We start from the raw sequence: 18,432 nt of genomic DNA on the forward strand, positions 1-18,432 counted from the left end.
TGTGGTCGCACCGGACGCGTCATCACGGTGTGACCGCGAGGAACAGGAACGCGCTGAACACAGTCAGGTGCACGGTCCCCTGCAACAGGGTCGCCCGACCGGTCACCAAGGTCAGCGTGCTGACCAGGACCGTCAACACCAATAGCACCAGTTCCTTGGCGCCCAACCCGAGCGTCAACGGCCCGGTCAGCCAGATCGAGGCCACCGCGATCGCCGGGATCGTCAGGCCGATGCTGGCCAACGCCGATCCCAACGCCAGGTTGAGGCTGACCTGCAGGCGATTGCGCAACGACGCCCGGACTGCCGCGACGGTTTCCGGGAGTAGCACCAGCAATGCGATGAGCACACCCACGAACGAGACAGGAGCCCCCAGTGATTCCACGGCCGATTCCAAGGTCGGCGACACCGTCTTCGCCAACCCGACCACCGCAACCAGACAGACCAGGAGCAAACCGAGGCTGAGCAAGGCCGTCCGGTTCGCAGGCGCCGCGGCGTGTTCGTCGTCGGACGCGTTGTCCTTCGGCAGGAAGTAGTCGCGGTGTCGCACGGTCTGCACGAACACGAAAACGCCGTACAGCACCAGCGACGCCACGCCCGCGAAAGCCAGTTGTGCGCCGGAGAAGGTCGGTCCGGAAGTGGACTCGGTGAACGTCGGCAGTACGAGACTCAGCGTCACGAGCGCGGTGATCACCGCGAGCGCGCCGCCCGAGGCGTGCGCGCGGAACTCCTGCACACGGTGCCGCAAGGCACCGACCAGCAGGGCGATCCCGACGATCCCGTTGGTGGTGATCATGATGGCGGCGAACACCGTGTCCCGTGCCAGGGACGAGGCCTTCTCGCCGCCGGAGGCCATCAACGTCACGATCAGCGCGACCTCGATCACCGTCACCGCGATGGCGAGGATCAGGGTGCCGAACGGCTCGCCGACCCGGTGGGCCACGATCTCGGCGTGGTGCACGGCCGCGGTCACCGCGCCGCCGAGTCCGAGGCACACCAGGACGATCAGCACGGTGCCGAGGTCGCGGCCGTAGGCCAACACGAGAATCAGCAGTGCGAGCGGTGGAACGGCCAGGCTCCAGCGGGGCAGCGTCGGGGCGGTCGTCATACCCCCGACACTAATGTCCAGTTTTCGCCTCGGCGCGCGGATGCCAGCCGACCAGTGGCAGGAACGCCTGGGCCAACGGGCCGATCGCCAGTGCGTACAACGCCGTGCCGATGCCGACGGTGCCGCCGAGCAGCCAGCCCACGGCCAACACGGTGATCTCGATGGCGGTCCGCACCCAGCGGATCGCGTAGCCGGTGCGCGCGGAGATTCCCGTCATCAACCCGTCGCGCGGCCCGGGGCCGAGTCGGACACCGATGTAGGCCGCGGTCGCCAGGCCGTTGAGCACGACCCCCGCCACGAGCAGGAGGACGCGGACCCAGAGGCTGTCCGGTGTCGGCACGATCGCCAGGGTCAGATCGACGAAGATCGACACCACCACGACATTGGCCACCGTGCCCACCCCCGGGAGCTGCCGGATGGGGATCCAACACAGCAGCACGAGCACGCTGACCAGGGCCGTGGTGGTGCCGAAGCTCAAGCCGGTGATTTTGTGCAGCGCCTCGTGCAGCACATCCCAGGGCGCCAGGCCCAGGGCCGCCTCGATCTGCAGTCCGGCGCTCACCCCGTACAGCGCCAGGCCCGCCAGCAGCTGGGGTAACCGGCGCGCCGGGCTGGTGCGGACGGACACGGGACGCGGGGCGGTGGAGGCCATACGACCATCTTCGCGGCCGATTGGCCGGGATTCGATAGCCAATCTGCGATAATTGGCTGATGATCCCGCCAGGTGGACGCGTGTCGAGTGCCCGGTTGGTCCAGTTGCTGGGCGAGTGGCGTGGCAAGGGGAGCCGCTCGGTGTCGGCGGGGCTGGCCGCGGGCATCCGCCTGCTGATGTACGACGGCCAGCTGCCGCCGGGGACGACGTTGCCCGCCGAACGAGATCTGGCGTCGGCGCTCGGGGTGAGCCGGACGTTGGTTGCCTCGGCGTGGGACGCGCTGCGGGCCGAGGGGCTGATCGTGAGTCGACGCGGGTCCGGGTCGCGGGTGACCTTGCCCGCCGCGGCCGCACGAATCGAGGTCTCGGTGCGTGAGCAACCGTTGGACCTCGCGACGGCCGCGCCCATGGCCATGCCCGGACTCGGTTCGGTCGTGGACGCGGTGCGCGGGGCGTTCGCCGCCGAGTTGTCGGGGCACGGCTACTTCCCATTGGGGCTGGACGTCCTGCGTGAACGGTTGGCAGAGCGGTTCACGGTGCGAGGTCTGCCCACCACGCCGGACCAGATCCTGGTGACGAACGGCGCGCACCACGCCATGGCGCTGGTTCTACGGGTGTTGGCCGGGCCGGGCGACCGTGTGCTGGTCGAGCAGCCCACGTACTTCAACGCGTTGGAGACGATCAAGGCGGCCCATCTCGTGCCGGTTCCGGTGGCCATGCCGGAGGAGCCTGCCGAGGGGTGGGACATCGAGGGTGTCGAGGCCGTGCTCCGGCAGGCCGCTCCCCGAGTGGCCTACTTCGTGGTGGACTTCCAGAACCCGACCGGGCGGCGGTTGGACGCGGACGGCCGGGAGCGGCTGGCGGGTGTGCTGCGCCGGACGCGGACGCCCGCGATCATTGACGAGACGCTGGTGGAGGTCGATCTCGACGGGGATCCGTTGGACGGTCCGCCGCCGATGGCGGGGTTCGCGCCGAACTTGTTGATCACTGTCGGGTCGGCGAGCAAGTCGCATTGGGGCGGGTTGCGGCTTGGGTGGGTGCGCACCTCCGAGGAGTTGATCGGTCGGATCGCGGCCGCGCGGCATGCCCACGACCTGGGCTCCCCGGTGTTCGAGCAGCTCGTGCTGGCGCAGCTCTACGCCGACCCGGATCCGATGCTGCGGGAACACCGGGCCGCGCTAGCGCGGAACCGGTCAGTGCTGGTGGAGGCGCTGCGAGAACACTGCCCGGACTGGCGGTTCGAGGTCCCGCGAGGCGGCTTGAGCCTGTGGTGCGAGCTGCCCGCGCCGATCGGCACGCGGATCGCGGTGGCGGCGCAGAACGTGGGGGTCCGGGTCGCACCCGCGTCGCGGTTCAGCGTGCACGGGGGCCTCGAAAAGCGGCTGCGGGTGCCGTACACGCTGCCCGCGCCACAACTTGTCGACGCGGTTCAGCGGATCGCGGGAGTTGCCAATCGTGTCACCGGATCGCTTGGAACGCTCGGTTCCGATGGTCTAATCCCGGTCGCGTAGCTGGCTTTGGCGGGATCGAGGCGGTAGAAAACCAGTGCGCTGGATGGCGTAGTTGTTTGGACCTTTCGCCATCCAGCGCACGGTGACCTCGGTCCACCCCTGCGTCGGCACAGCCCCTCGTTGTGCCGAACGGGGTGGACCGAGGGGGAGCCCCGGCGCCGCGGGGGCATCGCGGCGCCGGGGCCAGGTCCCGATCTGACCGGGCGCGGTCGGCAGATCGGGGCATCGGAAATGGCTTGTGCGCAACACCGAGGAGGACAACGGGCGAATCCGGACCGGGCCCTGGGCAGACCGGTCCCCGCGTGCCGGACTCGCTCAGTCGGGAGTCGAGGAGGGCAACCCGGCCACGTGGCCGGGCGGCTCGACCGATCTCGCCGCCGGACCGCCGGTCGACAGCGGCGGGGTGAGCTGGTCGCGGGCGGTCGACACGCCGCAGGAGGTGCGGGCCTGGCCGCCACAGTCGTGCGTGGAGGACGCGGCGGGGCCGGGGGCGGCCGGGCAAGCGGGCGCTGACGGGCCTGCCGGGGCCTGGGGCGACTGGTCAGGGCCCGCCTGTGGACCGTCGGTCTGCGCGGTCGGCTTGTCCGGTGCCAGTGCAGGGGTGAGAGGGGCTGGGGTGACGGCGTGATGGCCGTGGGTCGCCGAGATCGTGGTGCGCGGGGCCTTGGTGGGGCGGTGCGGGCGGGTGGCGGGCGCGGCCGACTTGACGTCGGGATCGGGGGCCGCGGTGGTCTGCATGGGTGTGTCCGCGGCGACCGGCGTGGGAGCCGCTGGTTGGGCCAGGGCCGGGGGCGAATCGGCTGGGGGCGCGGCGAGTGGGGTCGGGTCGGTCGCCTCGGTCGGGCTCGACGTGGAGCTCGTGGTGGCGACCAGGGACGCGTTCGTCGAGGAGCGGGTGGGGCCGAGCGGCACGGCGTTGTGGATCACACCGGCCGCGGCGTAGGTCAGCTCGGTGACGCTGTTCGTGGTCGACCCGACCAGGGTGGTCTCGCGCTCGACCGGCCGCGGGCGAGGTGGCATGACGCCGGTGTCGGCGGAGGCGGTGCTCGCGAACAACACGCCGATCACCCACGCGGTCACCAGCAGACCGGCGAGGACGACGAACCGGAGCAGCAGCCGCGACGCGTTCGCTGACCGTGTCACGTTCTCACCGCCGTCCCGGTTTCTCGTCGTCGATCCGCCACCGACCGGTGTGACCAGGCCACTATCCAGCACCGGGTCGCCCTTCCGCACCCTAACCGCGTGTGTTCCACCCGGAAAGACGGCGCACGGCGCCGCGTGCGCAGGACCCACCATCGCGATGATCACCGTCCGTGGAAACCACCGGACCGGGTGAACCCCGGTCTCTTCCGAGCGAGTGCGCGGCTGGACCGTCACGGTGTCCGTTGTGCACACCGACCGCAGCCGGACCGTGTGATCCGACCGTCCGAACTGGCCGAACGGATGGTCTCCGCGACTGTGACTGCGACCGTGGCCGAATGCCGTCTTGTCGGAGTTGGCGAGGGCGTGGTCCGGATGTGGCGGTGGAGCTTCGGTGGTTGCCAGTGGCTCTTCGAGGGGTGCGCATATGGAGTGGAGATGTGCGCACCCCTCGAAGGTTGCCGAGTGGTGTCTCCGGGTGTGGCCGGTCGGGCGGTTCGTGCCCTCGTCATCCGGTGGCCGTCGTGGTCATCTTGGTCTCGGCGGCGTGTCGGAGCGCTTGGTCCGCCAGGTCGGGAGAGGGCGGCGCGAGGTGGAGCGAGCATGGGGCGCTTCTCGTGGAGCGCGGGGCGGTCTTGCCGTGTGTGAGCTGGAGCGATGTCCTGCCGTGGCGCGGCGGGTCGGTCGGCGCGTGGCTCGGAGCGCGGTCCACACCACCAAGGTGATCACCGTGGCCCTGAGGAGCGTCGTGGTGAATCGGTAGTTGCTGCCATGTGCCGGTCGGGTGCGTGCAGATGGCTCTGTGCCTTGGCCGTCGCCGTCCAGTTGGTGGCAGAGGTGGCTCAGTAGGACTCGGGTTTCGGACTCCTCGGTGGGTGAACCCGCCAGCGGAAGGGCTGCCTCGGCAACCTGGCGAGCGCCGCGCGGCATCCCGTTCTCTTGCAGCAGAACGGCTTTGGCGTACTGGACGGCCCACGCCGACCGAATCTGTGGCATGGTGGTCATGTCACGCCCCCACCTTCAGTTCGTCCAGTTCGCCGCCTGCATCGCCCTGCCAGGTCCGTCGAACATCGTGGAGCGCGGCAACGGGACGCCATCGTCCCCGGTCGCGCCGGTCGCGCCGGTCGATCGCGAGCAGCGAGCCTGCCGCGATGGCGGCGGCGAGGACCCGGTGCGGGACGGGGTCCACGCGGTCGAGGAGATCCGCCAGCGCGGTGAGCAGTTCGGCGTCGGTCATCCCACCGCCCCGTTCGGCACGCCGAGGATGGTGATCTTGCGGCGCAGGATGTCCAGGCAGCGGGTTCGGCTGCGGCCGACGCTGGTGTCGGCCAGACCGACCGCTCGGGCGAGCTGCGGGTAGCTCAGCTCGGGCGCGAAAGCCAGCAGGCCCAACAACTGCTGGCAGCGGCCGGGCAGTGCGGTGAAGGCGCGCCAGAGCAGGGTGTCGCGTTCACCGCGCAGTGCGATGACCTCGGGGCCGTCCTTTCCGTCCGGGAGGTCGTCCCAGTTGCGCCATCCGGCGGGGATCTCCCTGTGGCCGCGGTCGATCAGACGCGCGCACTCGCGGCGGGCCGTGGTGGTCAGCCACGTCGCGAGCCGCTCCGGTGAGTGGATCCTGCGGCCGTGCTGGGCCAGGGCGGCCCAGGTGGTCTGGCTGATGTCCGCGGCGTCGTGCTTGCGCAGTCGGTGGGCGCGGGCCACCCGCCAGATCATCGGTCCGTACCGATCCACCAAGCAGCGCCATGCGTCCTGGTCGCCGTCCAACGCTTGACGCAGAATGTCCGTTGTGGACTTCGACAGCATTCGCCCTCCCTGTCTGGGTTTTCCCCTCTGCCGCCTCAGACGGTGAGTTGGGGAAACGGGCTCCGCGCACCCCTCGAAGGAGTGATGGGTGCTGGTCGCGGGGCCGTTCAGTAGGGAGTGGACGGACGTAGGCCCGATCAGCGCAGGCGGTGCAGGCGGGTGATCGCCTCGTCGAGGACCTCGTCGCGTTTGCAGAAGGCGAAGCGGACGATGTGGCGCCAGCGGTCGGGGTTGTCGGTGAAGACCTGGACGGGGACGGCGGCGACGCCGATCTTCTCGGGCAGTGCGCGGCAGAACTCCAGGCCGTCGGCGAAACCGAGGGGGCGGACGTCGGCGCACACGAAATACGTGCCCTCCGCGCTGCGGACCCCGAAGCCCGCCTCGGCCAGCCCCTGGGACAGCCGGGTGCGCTTGTCGGCGAGGGAGGCGCGCAAGTCCGCGACCCAGGTGCCCTCGGTGCGCAGGGCGTGGGCGATGGCGGGCTGGAACGGGGCGCCGCCGACGAAGGTGAGGAACTGCTTGGCGGCGCGGACGGCGGCCACCAGCTCGGCCGGGCCACAGACCCAGCCGATCTTCCAGCCGGTGCAGTTGAAGCTCTTGCCCGCGCTGGAGATCGTCAGGGTGCGCTCGGCCATGCCGGGCAGCGAACCCAGCGGGATGTGCTCGCGACCGTCGAACAGCAGGTCCTCGTAGACCTCGTCGGTGATCGCCAGCAGGTCGTGCTCGCGGCAGATCTCGGCGATCGACTCCAGCTCGGCGCGGGTCAGCACCGTGCCGGTTGGGTTGTGCGGGGTGTTGACCAGGATGGCCCGGGTGTTCGGGGTCACCGCGGCGCGGAGGGCGGGCAGGTCGAGACCGAAGCGGCCGGTCGGCTCCTCGGTGAGCGGGACGACCCGGCGGGTGGCCCCGGCGAGGGCGACGGACGCGGCGTAGGAGTCGTAGTACGGCTCGAAGAGGATCACCTCGTCGCCCGCCTCGACCAGGGCCAGCAGGGTGGCCGCGATGGCCTCGGTGGCGCCGACGGTGACCAGGACCTCGGTGTCCGGGTCGAACCGGGTGCCGTAGCGGGTCCGCTGCTCGGCGATCGCCGCCCGCAGCTCGGGGCGGCCGGGGCCGGGCGGGTACTGGTTGACGCCGGTGGCGATGGCCTCCTGGGCGGCCGCGAGCATGCCCGCGGGGCCGTCGGTGTCGGGGAATCCCTGGCCGAGGTTGACCGCACCGGTGCGCACGGCCAACGCGGTCATCTCCGCGAAGATGGTCGAGGTGAACGGGCGCAGGCGCGGCACGAGGCTGGTTCGGGGCACGACCCAGCATCCTCACGGAGAATGGCACCGTGGAGCAACTGACACCGGTCCCCGGCGAGGAGGCCAAGCGGCACGCGCTGCGGCGGATGAAGCTGGTCGCGCTTGCTTTTCTCGGCGTCGCGACGGCGATATTCCTGGCCACCACCATCTGGCAGTCGGCGGGGGCGCCGGGCTGGGTGGGGTACGTCAAGGCCGCCGCTGAAGCGGGCATGGTCGGCGCGCTGGCCGACTGGTTCGCGGTGACCGCCTTGTTCCGCAGGCCGCTGGGGCTGCCCATCCCGCACACGGCGATCATCCCGACCAGGAAGGACGCGCTGGGTGACAGCCTCGGCGAGTTCGTGGGCACGAACTTCCTGGCCGAGCGGGTGGTGCGGGAGCGGCTGCGGCGGATCGGCGTCGCGGCCCGACTCGGCGGGTGGCTGGCCGAGCGGGAGAACGCCGAGCGGGTCACGTCCGAGCTGGCCACGGTTGTGCGCGGGGCGGTCACCGTGCTGCGGGACGAGGACGTGCAGGCGGTGATGGAGCAGGCGGTGGTGTCCCGGATCGTGCGGGTGCCATGGGGGCCGCCGCTGGGGAAGCTGCTGGAGCGGGTGTTCGCCGACGGCTCGCACCACAAGCTGGTCGACCTGCTGTGCGACCGCGCCTACGAGTGGGTCAAGGCCAACTACGACCAGGTCATGGGCGTCGTGTCCAACCGGGCGCCGTCGTGGTCGCCGAAGTTCTTCGACTCGCTGGTGGCCGACAAGGTGTACGGAGAGGTGCTCGCGTTCGCCTGGGCGGTGAAGACCGACGTCAACCACCCGATGCGGCTGGCACTGGACAAGTTCCTCGGCGAGTTCGCCGCCGACATGCAGACCGACCCGAAGGTGATGGAACGCGCCGAGATGGTCAAGCACCAGGTGCTGGAGCACCCCGAGGTGCAGAACGTCATCGGGTCGGCCTGGGCGACGGCCAAGAAGATGCTGCTGGACGCGGCCGAGGACCCGTCCAGCGAGCTGCGCACCCGGGTGCGGTCGGGTCTGATGGCGCTGGGGGGCCGCCTGGTCGCCGACGAGGCGCTGCGGACCAAGGCGGACGCGTGGGTGGAGGGGGCGGCGGCTTATGTCGTGCTCAACTACCGGAACGAGATCACCACGCTGATCACCGACACGGTGCAGCGCTGGGACGCCGAGGAGACCGCGCGCAAGATCGAGCTGCAGGTTGGGCGGGATCTGCAGTTCATCCGGATCAACGGCACCGTGGTGGGCGCGTTGGCTGGGCTGCTGATCTACACGGTGGCGCAACTGATCGGCTGACGGATCCGCGAGGCGATCGGCGCAGGCGCGCGCGAGTGCCGATCGGCCGCTGCACCGTGTCGATCAGTTGTTCTTGGTCCGTTCTCGCCAGGCGCGGGCTTTCTCCCGGTTGCCGCAGACGCTCATCGAGCACCAGGTGCGGGAGCGGTTGCGGGAGCGGTCGAAGAACGCCCACTGGCACTCGTCGGCCGGGCAGATCTTCAGGCGGGCCCAGTCGCCGCGGACGGCCATCCGGGTCGCGGCGGCCAGGACGGCGCCGGTGACCGCGGTGGCGACCAGAGTGGGCAGGCCGTTCACCACCTCGACCCGGGCGGAGCCCGTGGGCGGGGCGCTGGCCTGGGTGGCGCCCACGGTCGAGCGCAGCCCGTCGCGCACGGCGCGGACGAGTGGCCCGTCCTCGTCGTCGAGCTGGTGTCTGCCGAGCCAGGCGTGCCAGGTCACCGGGTCGTCGAGCACGTCGGTGCCCTGTTCGACGTCGACCGTGTTCAGGAACTCAAGGACCAGCTCCACATCGTGAGCGGCACTGACCTCCGCGGTACTCACGACACCACTGTAGGCCCGATACCGGTTGCCCTGCCCTGAGATAACTTGCATACTCGCTTGAATGGTTACGCACATGGAGGGAGAGTCATGACCGTCGCCGTTCCCGAGGGTGCCGTTCCCCAGCGGGTGACCATCGTGTTGGACTGTCCGGATCCGGGTGCCCTGGCAGGCTTCTACGCCGAACTCCTCGACCGGTCGGACGATCTCGACGTCGAGGAAGACAACTCGTGGGCCACCATCGGCGGAAGCGGCGCCAAGATCTGCTTCCAGCAGGCCGTCGACTACCGGCCGCCCACGTGGCCTGCCTCCGACGTGCCGCAGATGCTGCACCTCGACCTCGCGGTCACCGACCTGTTCGCCGCGCACGAGCGGGCGCTGCGGATCGGCGCCCGACTGCTGGACCGGACCAACCGCTCGTTCTGGGTGTACGCCGACCCGGCCGGACACCCGTTCTGTCTCTGCGCCTGCTGAGGGTCCGGCCGCGCGCCTGGTTCGCCATGACCGCTTCTCATCGAGAGTATCCGCAGTTCACGTAGCTATTCTTAGTGTGTATACACATGCTGTACAGTGGCGCCCATGTCAATCGGACACGCGCTGCTCGGCCTGCTGGAGACCGGCCCCAGACACGGCTACGACCTCAAGCGCGTCTACGACGAGCGGTTCGGTCATGACCGGCCGCTCGCCTACGGCCAGGTGTATTCGACGCTGTCCCGCCTGCTGCGCAACGGGCTCGTCGAGGAGAGCGGCGTCGAACCGGGCGGTGGCCCGGAGCGCAAGCGGTACGCCATCACCGACGCGGGGGTCACCGACGTCGCGGACTGGCTGGTCACCCCGGAGAACCCGCAGATCTACCTGCAGAGCGCGCTGTACACCAAGGTCGTGCTCGCGCTCATGTCCGGCCGCGACGCCGAAGAGGTCCTCGACGTCCAGCGTTCGGCCCACCTGCGGGCGATGCGCGGGCTCGTCGCGCGCAAACAGCAGGGCGACCTCACCGACCAGCTGATCTGCGATCACGCCCTGTTCCACCTGGAGGCCGACCTGCGGTGGCTGGAGCTCACCGCCGCACGGCTGGGCGAGTTGGCGAAGGAAGTGGACAACTGAGCCCGGTGGGCGCCGGTCACGCCGTGACGATCGACTCGCGGTGGGTGGCCCGGCAGGCGTTCGGTGGGGGTGCCGGGTCGGCCCGGCGTGGGATCGAGAGGGGCGGGACATGGGTGCGGAGACGGCCGGGGACGGACCGGTGAACGAGATCTTGTTGGGCGGCGTCGAGCTGCGGAAGTCGTTCGGCAGCACGCCCGCGCTGGACGGGGCGGCGCTCGCGGTGCGGCCGGGGGAGATCGTCGCGATCATGGGGCCGTCCGGGTCGGGGAAGTCGACGCTGTTGCACTGCCTGGCGGGCATCGTCGCGCCGGACTCGGGGACCGTGACGTTCCAGGGGCAGGACCTGGCGCGGCTGTCGGACCGGCAGCGCAGTGCGTTGCGGCGCAGCGAGTTCGGCTTCGTCTTCCAGTTCGGCCAGCTCGTGCCCGAACTGTCCTGCGTGGAGAACGTGGCGCTGCCGCTGCGGTTGAGCGGCGTGCGGCGCCGGGAAGCCGAGAAGACCGCGCTGGACTGGATGGCGCGGCTGGAGGTCGAGAGCCTCGGCCGCAAGCGCCCCGGTGAGGTCTCCGGTGGTCAGGGGCAGCGGGTCGCGGTGGCGCGGGCACTGGTCACCGCGCCGAAGGTGATCTTCGCGGACGAGCCGACCGGCGCGTTGGACTCGCTCAACGGCGAGCAGGTGATGCGGCTGCTGGTCGCGACCGCGCGGGACAGCGGGGCGGCGGTCGTGCTGGTGACGCACGAGGCGCGGGTCGCCGCGTACTCGGACCGCGAGGTCGTGGTCCGCGATGGCCGCACCCGACAGGTGGAGTTGGTCCCGTGAAGGCATGGCTGAGCGACGTGGCCATCGGGGTCCGGCTGGCTGTCGGCGGTGGCCGGACCTCGCTGGCCCGGTTCGTGCTGAGCGCGTTCGGGGTGGCGCTGGCCGTCGCCGTGCTGTTGTTGGCCGCGTCCGTGGGTCCACTGCTCGACGCGCACGAAGCCCACCAGAACGCGACCGAGGTGGACTCGACCGAGATCCCGGGGGTCGCACCCACGCTCGTCACCCGCAGCAGCACGCAATACCACGGCGACTACATCCGGGTGGTCTACCTACAGGGCCGTGGGCCGACGTCCCCGGTGCCGCCGGGGGTGCCGCGGCTGCCCGGCCCCGCCGAGATGTTCGTCTCGCCCGAACTGGCCACGATGCTCCAGGACCCGCTGTTGGGCCTCCGGTTCCAACGGCACGTCGCGGGCACGATCGGCCAGGAGGGCGTGGCCGAACCGCACGCCGCCATCGCCTACGTCGGCGCGACCGACCTGCCCACGGACGAGCGCTCCGGCACCGCGCTGGCCTACCGGTTCGGCGGGCACCCCGGACCGGGCGATCCGCTGGACCCGGGACTGCTGCTACTGGTGCTGCTCGGCACCGTCGCGGTGCTCGTGCCGGTCTTCATCTTCCTGGCCTCCAGCACCCGGATCGCGGGCGCCGAACGCGACCGCAGGCTCGCCGCGCTCCGACTCGTCGGCGCGGGCAACCGCCAGGTGCGTCGGATCGCCGCGGCGGAGACGCTGGTGAGCGCGCTCGCCGGGCTGCTGCTCGGCGTCGGCCTGTTCCTCGGCTGCCGCACGTTCGCCGACGACCTGCGGGTGCTCGGCACGAGCGCCTATCCCTCGGACGTGGTGCCGACGTGGTGGATGGGCCTGCTGGTGCTGGTGGCCGCGCCGGTGATCGCGGTGTTCGCCGCGCAGTTCGCGTTGCGCCGCACCATCATCGAGCCGCTCGGCGTCGTCCGGTACAGCAAACCCGTCCGACGCCGGTTGCTGTGGCGAGTGGCCTTGATCGCGGCCGGGGCGGCGGTGTTGCTGTTCAACAACCGTTCCGAACGCTCGCAGCTGTGGTCGATCTCGGTGGCCGCGGGCGTGACCCTGATACTGCTCAGTGTGCCCGCGGTGCTGCCATGGTTGATCGAACGCGTGGTGGGCCTCATGCGCGGCGGCCCCACCTCGTGGCAGCTCGCGGTGCGCAGACTGCAGCTCGACAGCGGCACCTCGGCGCGCGTCGTCAGCGGTGTCGCGGTGGTGCTGGCGGGCGCGATCTCGCTGCAGGCGCTGCTGCTCTCGCAGGCAGCGGCGCGGGAACTCCCCGCGGATGCCGTATCGCAGGGCGATCCCGCGCTGCACGTCCAGGTCGCGACCAGGTACGCCGCGGACGCCGAGCGTGCCCTGGCGACCGCGTCCGGCACCACGGCCTGGAGCCGGATCTTCAGCTTCGCCATCGCGCGGGAGTCCCCGGACCTCGACGTCCGGGGCATGGGGACGGAAGGGATCGTCGCCGAGGTCGTGGACTGCGGGTTCGCGGCCCGGTACTACGGCCTCCGGGACTGCGTCGACGGCACCGTGTACGTCAACCGGCAGGTGATGGGGCACCAGCTCGACCCCGGAACCCGGATGCGCGTGCTCGACGGGCCGCCGGACAAGGAGCCGGTGGACTGGGTCGTCCCCGCGCAGGTGGCGCCGATGCCCGAGAGCACCGTGCAGAGCCCGAACCGGCACTCCCCCGTGCTGGTGACCCGGGGCGTGCAGGTGCCGTTGCCCCAGTACGACTCCGCCGAGTACCTGGCGCTGCTGGACCAGCGGGATCCCGACGCGGTCGAGCGGGTGCGGGCGGCCCTTGGGCCGCTCGCCTGGCGCGTGTTCAGCTACCTGCAGGCCCCGACGATGTACCGGGACGACCAGCTCTCCTACCTGGCCATCCGGCGCGGCCTGCTGGTCGGCTCGGTGTTCACCCTCGGCCTCGCGGGCCTCAGCCTGCTGGTGCTGGCGGTCGAGCACATCCGCGAGCGCAAGCGGCCGCTGGCCGTGCTCGCCGCGGGCGGGGTGCCCAACGGGGTGTTGGCGCGGTCGCTGCTGTGGCAGATCGCGGTGCCCATCGCGCTCGGGGTCGTGCTCGCGGTAGGGCTCGGCGTGCTGCTGACGGCGCTGGTGATGCGGCTGGTCCGCAGCCCCATGGTGATCGACTGGGGCGGGGTGCTGGTGCTGGGCGGCACGGCGACGGCACTGGTGCTGGCCGTGTCGCTGCTGACGATGCCGTTCCTGCGCAACGCCACCCGGCTCAACTCGCTGCGCACCGAATAGTCCGCGCCACAGCCCGCGCCGGGGGCCTGCCTGGGGGTGGCCCCCGGCCTCGGTCAGTCGCGTGTGGACGGTGTGGGACCGCCGTGCCCGAACCGCCTGCGTGGTTCGCCTCATCATGTCCGCCTCCTGGGATCGCTTGGCGGGAACACGATCCCAGGAGGCGGCGGGGCCAGGCGGAAGTTGTCCACAGGCCGTCAGACCAGCAGGTATGCGGCGTTGCCGAGGCGGGAGATGGTCTCGTCGGGGGGCCGCACGTCGTAGGCGGCGGAACCGCACCGACGGGTGAAACCGGTCTGCACCGCGTGCCGTGTGCTGCTCGACCGGTTCACCGTGCCCGCGATCCACAGGTGCGAGTTGCACAGCCACGCGGTACCCGCACGGCCGAGCAGCAGCACCTGGTCCGGATGGTCCTCACCGTCGGCGGGCGGTACGAACCCGTGGTCCAGGTGCGATCCCGGCACCACGCGGGTGGCCCCGTTGCGGGCCGTGAAGTCGACCAGCGCGGCGATCGCCGTGCAAACCCGCCACCGGCCCGCCCCCGCCTGGAAGTCCAGCCGCGGTGCTTGGTCGCGCAGCTCCGGCCGACCCGCGCCGTACCGCATGGCGCTCAGGTGGAACTCCGGTCCGAGCAGGTGACGCACCGCGGCCAGCAGCCGCGGGCGTAACCAGAGCGGGTCGAATACCGTGCCCGCCTCCAGCCTGGCCTTCAGGTGCAACGTGCCCTCGCCGTCGTCCGGCGACAGTGCCTCTATCTCAGCGAGCGCGGCGGCGACCTGGTCGGCAGTGAGGAAGTCATCGAACCGGCAGAAGCCCAGTTCGTCCAGCTCGCTCAACTGTTGGGGCGCCAGCAGATCGGTCCGCGCGCCCAGTTCGTCAAGAACCTCGTGCACCCCACCAGAATCGACCCGTGGTGACCGGCCCGCCACCGAATTCACCTGTCTACGCCGAAGTAAGTCCGAACAGCCGCAGCGCCAGTTGGATCTCCAGCGCTCGCTCCTGCTCCTGCCAGCCGGAACCCAGCAGCGAGCCGATCCGCTCCAGCCGCTGCACGACCGTGTTCACGTGCACGTGCAGGAGGTCCTTCGCCCGGGTGAGGTTAGCCCCGGCGGAAAAGTACGCCTCCAGCGTGCGTAGCAGCTCGGTGCCGCGCCGCTCGTCGTACTCCAGCACCGGCCCGAGCGTGGCGTGCACGTAGCTCTCCAGGTCCTCCGGTGTGTGCTCGCCCAGCAGCAGGCCGACGAAACCCAGGTCCGACCGACCGCCGCCCTGGCCCGCGCGGCCCAGCGCCGACAACGCCCGCGCGCAGCGCTCCGCCTCGGCGTGCGTGCGGGCCAGGGCGTCCACTCCGGACACCGGGCCCGCGGCGCCGACCGTCACCGGTGTGTCCACTGTGGAAGTCAGGATGGCCGCAAGGCGGGCGGCGGACTCGCCGGGGTGGCTCGCGCGCACGAGCAGGACCACGTGGTCGGCGTGCACGCCCGCCAGATCCGCGTGCGGCGCGGCCGCGGCTGCCAGCCGCCGTCTGGGCAGGTGTTCGGACAGTGCCACCAGCACCGCGCGCGGCACGGCGAGATCGATGCCGAGCCGGTGTCCGCGGGTGAGTAGGGCAACTGGGTCCGAGCGCGCGCCCGTCAGCAGGTCCGCGAGCAACTCGCCGCGCGCGTCCTCGGTCGTCCGGGCGGCGGCTTGGCGCAGCAGCACCAGCACGAGGGCGGTCAACCCGGTTGCCCGCCGCCCGGCCCCGTTCTCGGCGAGCAGCGCCCGCGCGGCGTCGTGAGGCCTCACGCGGGCCATCGTCGCACCGATTCCCGCTGCACGCGCCCGTACGTGAGGATCTGTCATTCCCAGACGGGTCGTCGGCGCCGACACGGGCGCGGTCATCTGCGTAGGCTTGCGGGCGTGATTTGTCCGAAGTGTCAAAACGTGATGCGCACCGTCGACCGGCTCGGCGTGCACATCGACCAGTGCGAAGGCTGTCGGGGAATCTTCCTCGACCGCGGTGAGCTGGAGCAGATCGCTGCCGCCGAGCAGCGCCACTACTCGCCGCCACCGCCCTACCAGGGCGCGCCCCCACCCACCGCCGCCTACCCGCCGCCCGCGCAGCACTACCCGCAGCAGGGGTACGCGCAGGGCTACCGCGACTCGCCCCCGGGATACCGGGACTCGCCTCCCGGGTACCGCGACTCGCCCCCCGGATACGGCCACCAGGGTCACCACGGCCACTACGGGCACAAGAAGCGCAAGAAGAGCTTCCTCGAAGACCTCTTCGACTGATCCGTTGCACCCGATGATCTGCCCGGCCTGCGGTGAGTGGGCCGAGGCGCCCCGGGTCGACGGCGACGTCCGGGTCTGCCCGTCGTGCGGGCACCGGGAGCCGTTCGCGCGACTCCCGCTGTTCGCGCTCACCGGGCCCAGCGGCACCGGCAAGTCGACCGTGTGCCGCGGGCTCGGCGGCCTGCTGGGCGGCCGCGCCGTCGTGCTGGAGCAGGACGTGCTGTGGATCGGCGCGCTGCGCGACCCGTACGACGACTTCGGCTCGTTCCGCCGGACCTGGCTGCGGATGGCGGCCATGCTCAACCAGAACGGCAGGCCGACGGTGCTGTGCGGCACCGTGGCACCGCCGCAGTTCGAGCAGCGCCCGGAGCGTGCGCTGTTCAGCGAGATCCACTACCTGGCCCTGGTGGCCGACGACGACGTGCTCGACCGCAGGCTGCGGGCCCGTCCGGCCTGGCGCGGTTGGGACGACGAGCAGCGGATCGCGGACATGCTGGCGTTCAACGCCTGGGTGCGGTCGACGGTGACCACACCACCGATGACCCTGCTGGACACCTCCGACACCCCGGTCGCCGAGACGACCCGCGCTGTCGCCGACTGGGTCCTCACCCGCCTCTGACCCCGGTTGTCCACAACCTCCCCGACTTATCCACAGGCCGCCGCGAACCATTGTTTCCGCAGCTCAGCAACCGATAGGCTGAGAAAGGGCCCCGGGCCCCAGGGAGGGCGGGGCCGGGTCGCGGGATGATCTTGAAAGTGGAGATGATCTTGGAGTGGGGTGGGGTCTCGGGCTGGTGATCGGTGCGTGGCAGGCGCGGTGGATCAGGGGCCGGTGGAGCCGTCGACGGCCTCGCGGAGCAGGTCGGCGTGGCCGTTGTGGCGGGCGTACTCGTGGATCATGTGCTGCAGCACCAGGCGCAGCGAGACGTCGGCGTCCCAGCGGGGCTGGTGGAAGGTGGCGTCCAGGGAGTCGATGCCCGCCTCGATCCGGCGGGCGTGCTCGACCTCGTCCCGCCAGGCGGTGAAGGCGGACGCGCCGTCGGCGTCGGTCGTGTCGAAGGCGGCCTGGTAGTCGAGGCTGTCCGACCACACCAACGGCAGCTCCTCCCGGTTGACGATCATGCGAAACCAGGTGCGCTCGACCTCGCACATGTGCCGCAGCAGGCCGAGCAGGGACAGGGTGGACGGCGGGGACGCCCGGCGGCCGAGCTGCTCGTCGGTGAGTCCCTCGCACTTGCGGGCCATGGTCGCGCGGTGGAAGTCGAGGAAGCCGCGCAGCGTCTCGCGTTCGGTGCCGGTCAGCGGTGGCGTGGGGCGCTCGGTGGTCATGGGTCGATCCTTCCGCGATCCGCGGACCGGTGTGACGTGATCCACCGGACCTGCGCAAGCATTGCGCTTGCAGTAGCTAGCACCCGGGCGTACCGTCGGAGGCGGCACGGGGAGGTGGTACCGGGATGGACAACTCGGGTGAGGGTGCGTTCGACCGGGTCGCCGACCTGGGCCGGGACATCGGCGAGTACATCAAGCAGCAGCGCAACCTGGCGAAGATCTCGTTGCGCCAGCTGTCCCGGCTCGCCGGGGTCTCCAACCCGTACCTGAGCCAGATCGAGCGTGGCCTGCGCAAGCCGAGTGCGGAGATCCTGCAGCAGATCGCCAAGGGGCTGCGGATCTCCGCCGAGGCGCTCTACGTGCAGGCCGGGATCCTCGACCTGCCGACCGGGGGACCGGTCACCGACGCCGTGCGCGCCGACGAGCACCTGACCGAGCGGCAGAAACAGGTGTTGTTGGACATCTACGAGTCCTTCCGCCGCGAGAACTCCGCCGCCAAGTCCACACCGGACGCCACGGCGTCCACAGTGGAACCAGAACCGAGGAGTGAACGAGAATGACGCCGACCACCGACGACGCCCGCAAGGCGGGCGGGCAGGCCGTGGCCGTGGTGCACACCGCGATCGAGCAGGCGCGCACCCCCTTGCTGGCCGCGCTCGGCGCGGGTGACCTGGCCGCCCGAGCCGTGCTGGACGCGGTCACCCGGGCCCGCGGCCGGGCCGAGGCGACCCGCTCCGAGCTGCCCACCGACCTGACCGGGCTGCGCGAGCGGCTCGACCCGGCCGAGCTGCGCAGGCTGCTCGACGAGTACACCGCCGCGGCCGTGCGGCTCTACCAGCAGCTGGCCGACCACGGCGAGGACGCGCTCGGCAAGCTGCGCGAGCAGCCGCAGGTCAAGAAGCTGGAAGAGGTCGTCGAGGAGGCGATCGCGGCCGCGCAGAGCCGGGTCGGCGGTGCCGCGGGCGACGCCCGCACGCTGGCCGAGGAGGTCCTGGCCAAGGTCACCGGCAAGACCCGCGCGGCGGGCGAGCAGGTCGCCACCGCTGCGCAGGACGTGGCCGCCGACGTCGCCGAGACCGTGCTGGACGCGGGCGACCAGGTCGCCGAGAAGGCCAAGGCGGGCGCGGACAAGGTCGCCGACCAGGCGGACAAGAGCGCTCCCACCCGCAAGCCCGCCGCCCGGACCGGCGTGAACACGCGCAAGCCCGCGGCGAAGCCGACCGAGGACTGAGCACCGGCTCCGCGCGCTCCCGACGGGTGA

At 71.2% G+C, this 18,432-nt stretch carries 20 protein-coding genes; 10 read left to right on the forward strand and 10 right to left on the reverse strand.

The genetic code is table 11. The features are described 5' to 3' along the window. Window positions 1–22 precede the first annotated feature (22 nt). Together C503_RS0123985 and yczE are read right to left on the reverse strand one after the other, a co-directional pair. Complete coding sequence (locus tag C503_RS0123985; protein WP_018684776.1) at window positions 23–1,105, reverse strand: calcium:cation antiporter; 1,083 nt, start codon at window positions 1,103–1,105, stop codon at window positions 23–25. A 10-nt stretch (window positions 1,106–1,115) separates the two neighbouring features. Next, the gene (gene yczE, locus C503_RS0123990) at window positions 1,116–1,757 is read right to left on the reverse strand and encodes a membrane protein YczE (protein ID WP_018684777.1); all 642 of its coding nucleotides are present in this window, start codon (window positions 1,755–1,757) and stop codon (window positions 1,116–1,118) included. 80 nt (window positions 1,758–1,837) lie between these two features. Here yczE and yczR point away from each other — a divergent pair, with 80 nt between their 5' ends. Then, complete coding sequence (yczR, locus tag C503_RS0123995; protein ID WP_018684778.1) at window positions 1,838–3,268, forward strand: MocR-like transcription factor YczR; 1,431 nt, start codon at window positions 1,838–1,840, stop codon at window positions 3,266–3,268. Between the two features lie 315 nt (window positions 3,269–3,583). On the opposite strand, the gene C503_RS0124000 is transcribed toward yczR, so the two are convergent. The 4 genes from C503_RS0124000 to C503_RS0124020 form a co-directional block, all read right to left on the reverse strand. Continuing rightward, complete coding sequence (locus C503_RS0124000) at window positions 3,584–4,411, reverse strand: hypothetical protein (RefSeq protein WP_156893431.1); 828 nt, start codon at window positions 4,409–4,411, stop codon at window positions 3,584–3,586. A gap of 1,003 nt (window positions 4,412–5,414) precedes the next feature. Beyond that, the gene (locus tag C503_RS0124010) at window positions 5,415–5,645 is read right to left on the reverse strand and encodes a hypothetical protein (RefSeq protein ID WP_018684780.1); all 231 of its coding nucleotides are present in this window, start codon (window positions 5,643–5,645) and stop codon (window positions 5,415–5,417) included. Continuing rightward, window positions 5,642–6,211: an RNA polymerase sigma factor gene (locus tag C503_RS0124015; RefSeq protein ID WP_018684781.1), complete on the reverse strand. Its 570-nt coding sequence runs from the start codon at window positions 6,209–6,211 to the stop codon at window positions 5,642–5,644. The genes C503_RS0124010 and C503_RS0124015 overlap by 4 nt, the downstream gene beginning before the upstream one ends. Window positions 6,212–6,348: 137 nt before the next feature. Next, the gene (locus C503_RS0124020; protein WP_033400981.1) at window positions 6,349–7,515 is read right to left on the reverse strand and encodes a pyridoxal phosphate-dependent aminotransferase; all 1,167 of its coding nucleotides are present in this window, start codon (window positions 7,513–7,515) and stop codon (window positions 6,349–6,351) included. 86 nt (window positions 7,516–7,601) lie between these two features. On the opposite strand from C503_RS0124020, the gene C503_RS0124025 reads away from it, so the two are divergent. Continuing rightward, entirely contained in the window at window positions 7,602–8,810 is a 1,209-nt protein-coding gene (locus C503_RS0124025) for a DUF445 domain-containing protein (protein ID WP_084477290.1), read from the forward strand. 63 nt (window positions 8,811–8,873) lie between these two features. Here C503_RS0124025 and C503_RS0124030 read toward each other — a convergent pair whose 3' ends face one another. Continuing rightward, window positions 8,874–9,353, reverse strand: a complete 480-nt coding sequence (locus C503_RS0124030) for a CGNR zinc finger domain-containing protein (RefSeq protein ID WP_033400982.1) — start codon at window positions 9,351–9,353, stop codon at window positions 8,874–8,876. Between the two features lie 87 nt (window positions 9,354–9,440). On the opposite strand from C503_RS0124030, the gene C503_RS0124035 reads away from it, so the two are divergent. The 4 genes from C503_RS0124035 (at window position 9,441) to C503_RS0124050 (ending at window position 13,568) form a co-directional block, all read left to right on the forward strand. Next, window positions 9,441–9,824 carry a VOC family protein gene (locus tag C503_RS0124035; protein WP_018684785.1) on the forward strand — a complete coding sequence of 128 codons (384 nt, stop codon included), beginning with the start codon at window positions 9,441–9,443 and terminating at the stop codon, window positions 9,822–9,824. A 105-nt stretch (window positions 9,825–9,929) separates the two neighbouring features. Next, window positions 9,930–10,454 carry a PadR family transcriptional regulator gene (locus C503_RS0124040; RefSeq protein WP_018684786.1) on the forward strand — a complete coding sequence of 175 codons (525 nt, stop codon included), beginning with the start codon at window positions 9,930–9,932 and terminating at the stop codon, window positions 10,452–10,454. Between the two features lie 109 nt (window positions 10,455–10,563). Further along, complete coding sequence (locus tag C503_RS0124045) at window positions 10,564–11,274, forward strand: ABC transporter ATP-binding protein (protein WP_018684787.1); 711 nt, start codon at window positions 10,564–10,566, stop codon at window positions 11,272–11,274. Beyond that, window positions 11,271–13,568, forward strand: a complete 2,298-nt coding sequence (locus tag C503_RS0124050; RefSeq protein ID WP_018684788.1) for an FtsX-like permease family protein — start codon at window positions 11,271–11,273, stop codon at window positions 13,566–13,568. Before C503_RS0124045 ends, C503_RS0124050 begins: the two co-directional genes overlap by 4 nt. 194 nt (window positions 13,569–13,762) lie before the next feature. On the opposite strand, the gene C503_RS40580 is transcribed toward C503_RS0124050, so the two are convergent. Both C503_RS40580 and C503_RS40585 read right to left on the reverse strand, forming a co-directional pair. After that, window positions 13,763–14,458: a phytanoyl-CoA dioxygenase family protein gene (locus C503_RS40580; protein ID WP_018684789.1), complete on the reverse strand. Its 696-nt coding sequence runs from the start codon at window positions 14,456–14,458 to the stop codon at window positions 13,763–13,765. Window positions 14,459–14,507: 49 nt separating this feature from the next. Then, a complete protein-coding gene (locus tag C503_RS40585; protein WP_342663402.1) occupies window positions 14,508–15,353 on the reverse strand; it encodes a PucR family transcriptional regulator in 846 nt (281 codons plus the stop codon). Window positions 15,354–15,467: 114 nt separating this feature from the next. Here C503_RS40585 and C503_RS0124065 point away from each other — a divergent pair, with 114 nt between their 5' ends. Both C503_RS0124065 and C503_RS0124070 read left to right on the forward strand, forming a co-directional pair. Then, window positions 15,468–15,842, forward strand: a complete 375-nt coding sequence (locus C503_RS0124065) for a TFIIB-type zinc ribbon-containing protein (RefSeq protein WP_084477285.1) — start codon at window positions 15,468–15,470, stop codon at window positions 15,840–15,842. Between the two features lie 13 nt (window positions 15,843–15,855). Next, a complete protein-coding gene (locus C503_RS0124070; protein WP_018684792.1) occupies window positions 15,856–16,461 on the forward strand; it encodes a P-loop nucleotide/nucleoside kinase family protein in 606 nt (201 codons plus the stop codon). A 203-nt stretch (window positions 16,462–16,664) separates the two neighbouring features. On the opposite strand, the gene C503_RS0124075 is transcribed toward C503_RS0124070, so the two are convergent. Next, entirely contained in the window at window positions 16,665–17,171 is a 507-nt protein-coding gene (locus tag C503_RS0124075; protein ID WP_018684793.1) for a DinB family protein, read from the reverse strand. Window positions 17,172–17,296: 125 nt separating this feature from the next. Between C503_RS0124075 and C503_RS0124080 the strand changes: the two genes are divergently transcribed. Both C503_RS0124080 and C503_RS0124085 read left to right on the forward strand, forming a co-directional pair. Next, window positions 17,297–17,731, forward strand: a complete 435-nt coding sequence (locus tag C503_RS0124080) for a helix-turn-helix domain-containing protein (RefSeq protein WP_018684794.1) — start codon at window positions 17,297–17,299, stop codon at window positions 17,729–17,731. Further along, window positions 17,728–18,402, forward strand: a complete 675-nt coding sequence (locus C503_RS0124085) for a hypothetical protein (protein WP_018684795.1) — start codon at window positions 17,728–17,730, stop codon at window positions 18,400–18,402. Before C503_RS0124080 ends, C503_RS0124085 begins: the two co-directional genes overlap by 4 nt. The last annotated feature ends 30 nt before the right edge of the window (window positions 18,403–18,432 follow it).

This window comes from Actinokineospora enzanensis DSM 44649, from assembly GCF_000374445.1.
Classification (GTDB): domain Bacteria; phylum Actinomycetota; class Actinomycetes; order Mycobacteriales; family Pseudonocardiaceae; genus Actinokineospora; species Actinokineospora enzanensis.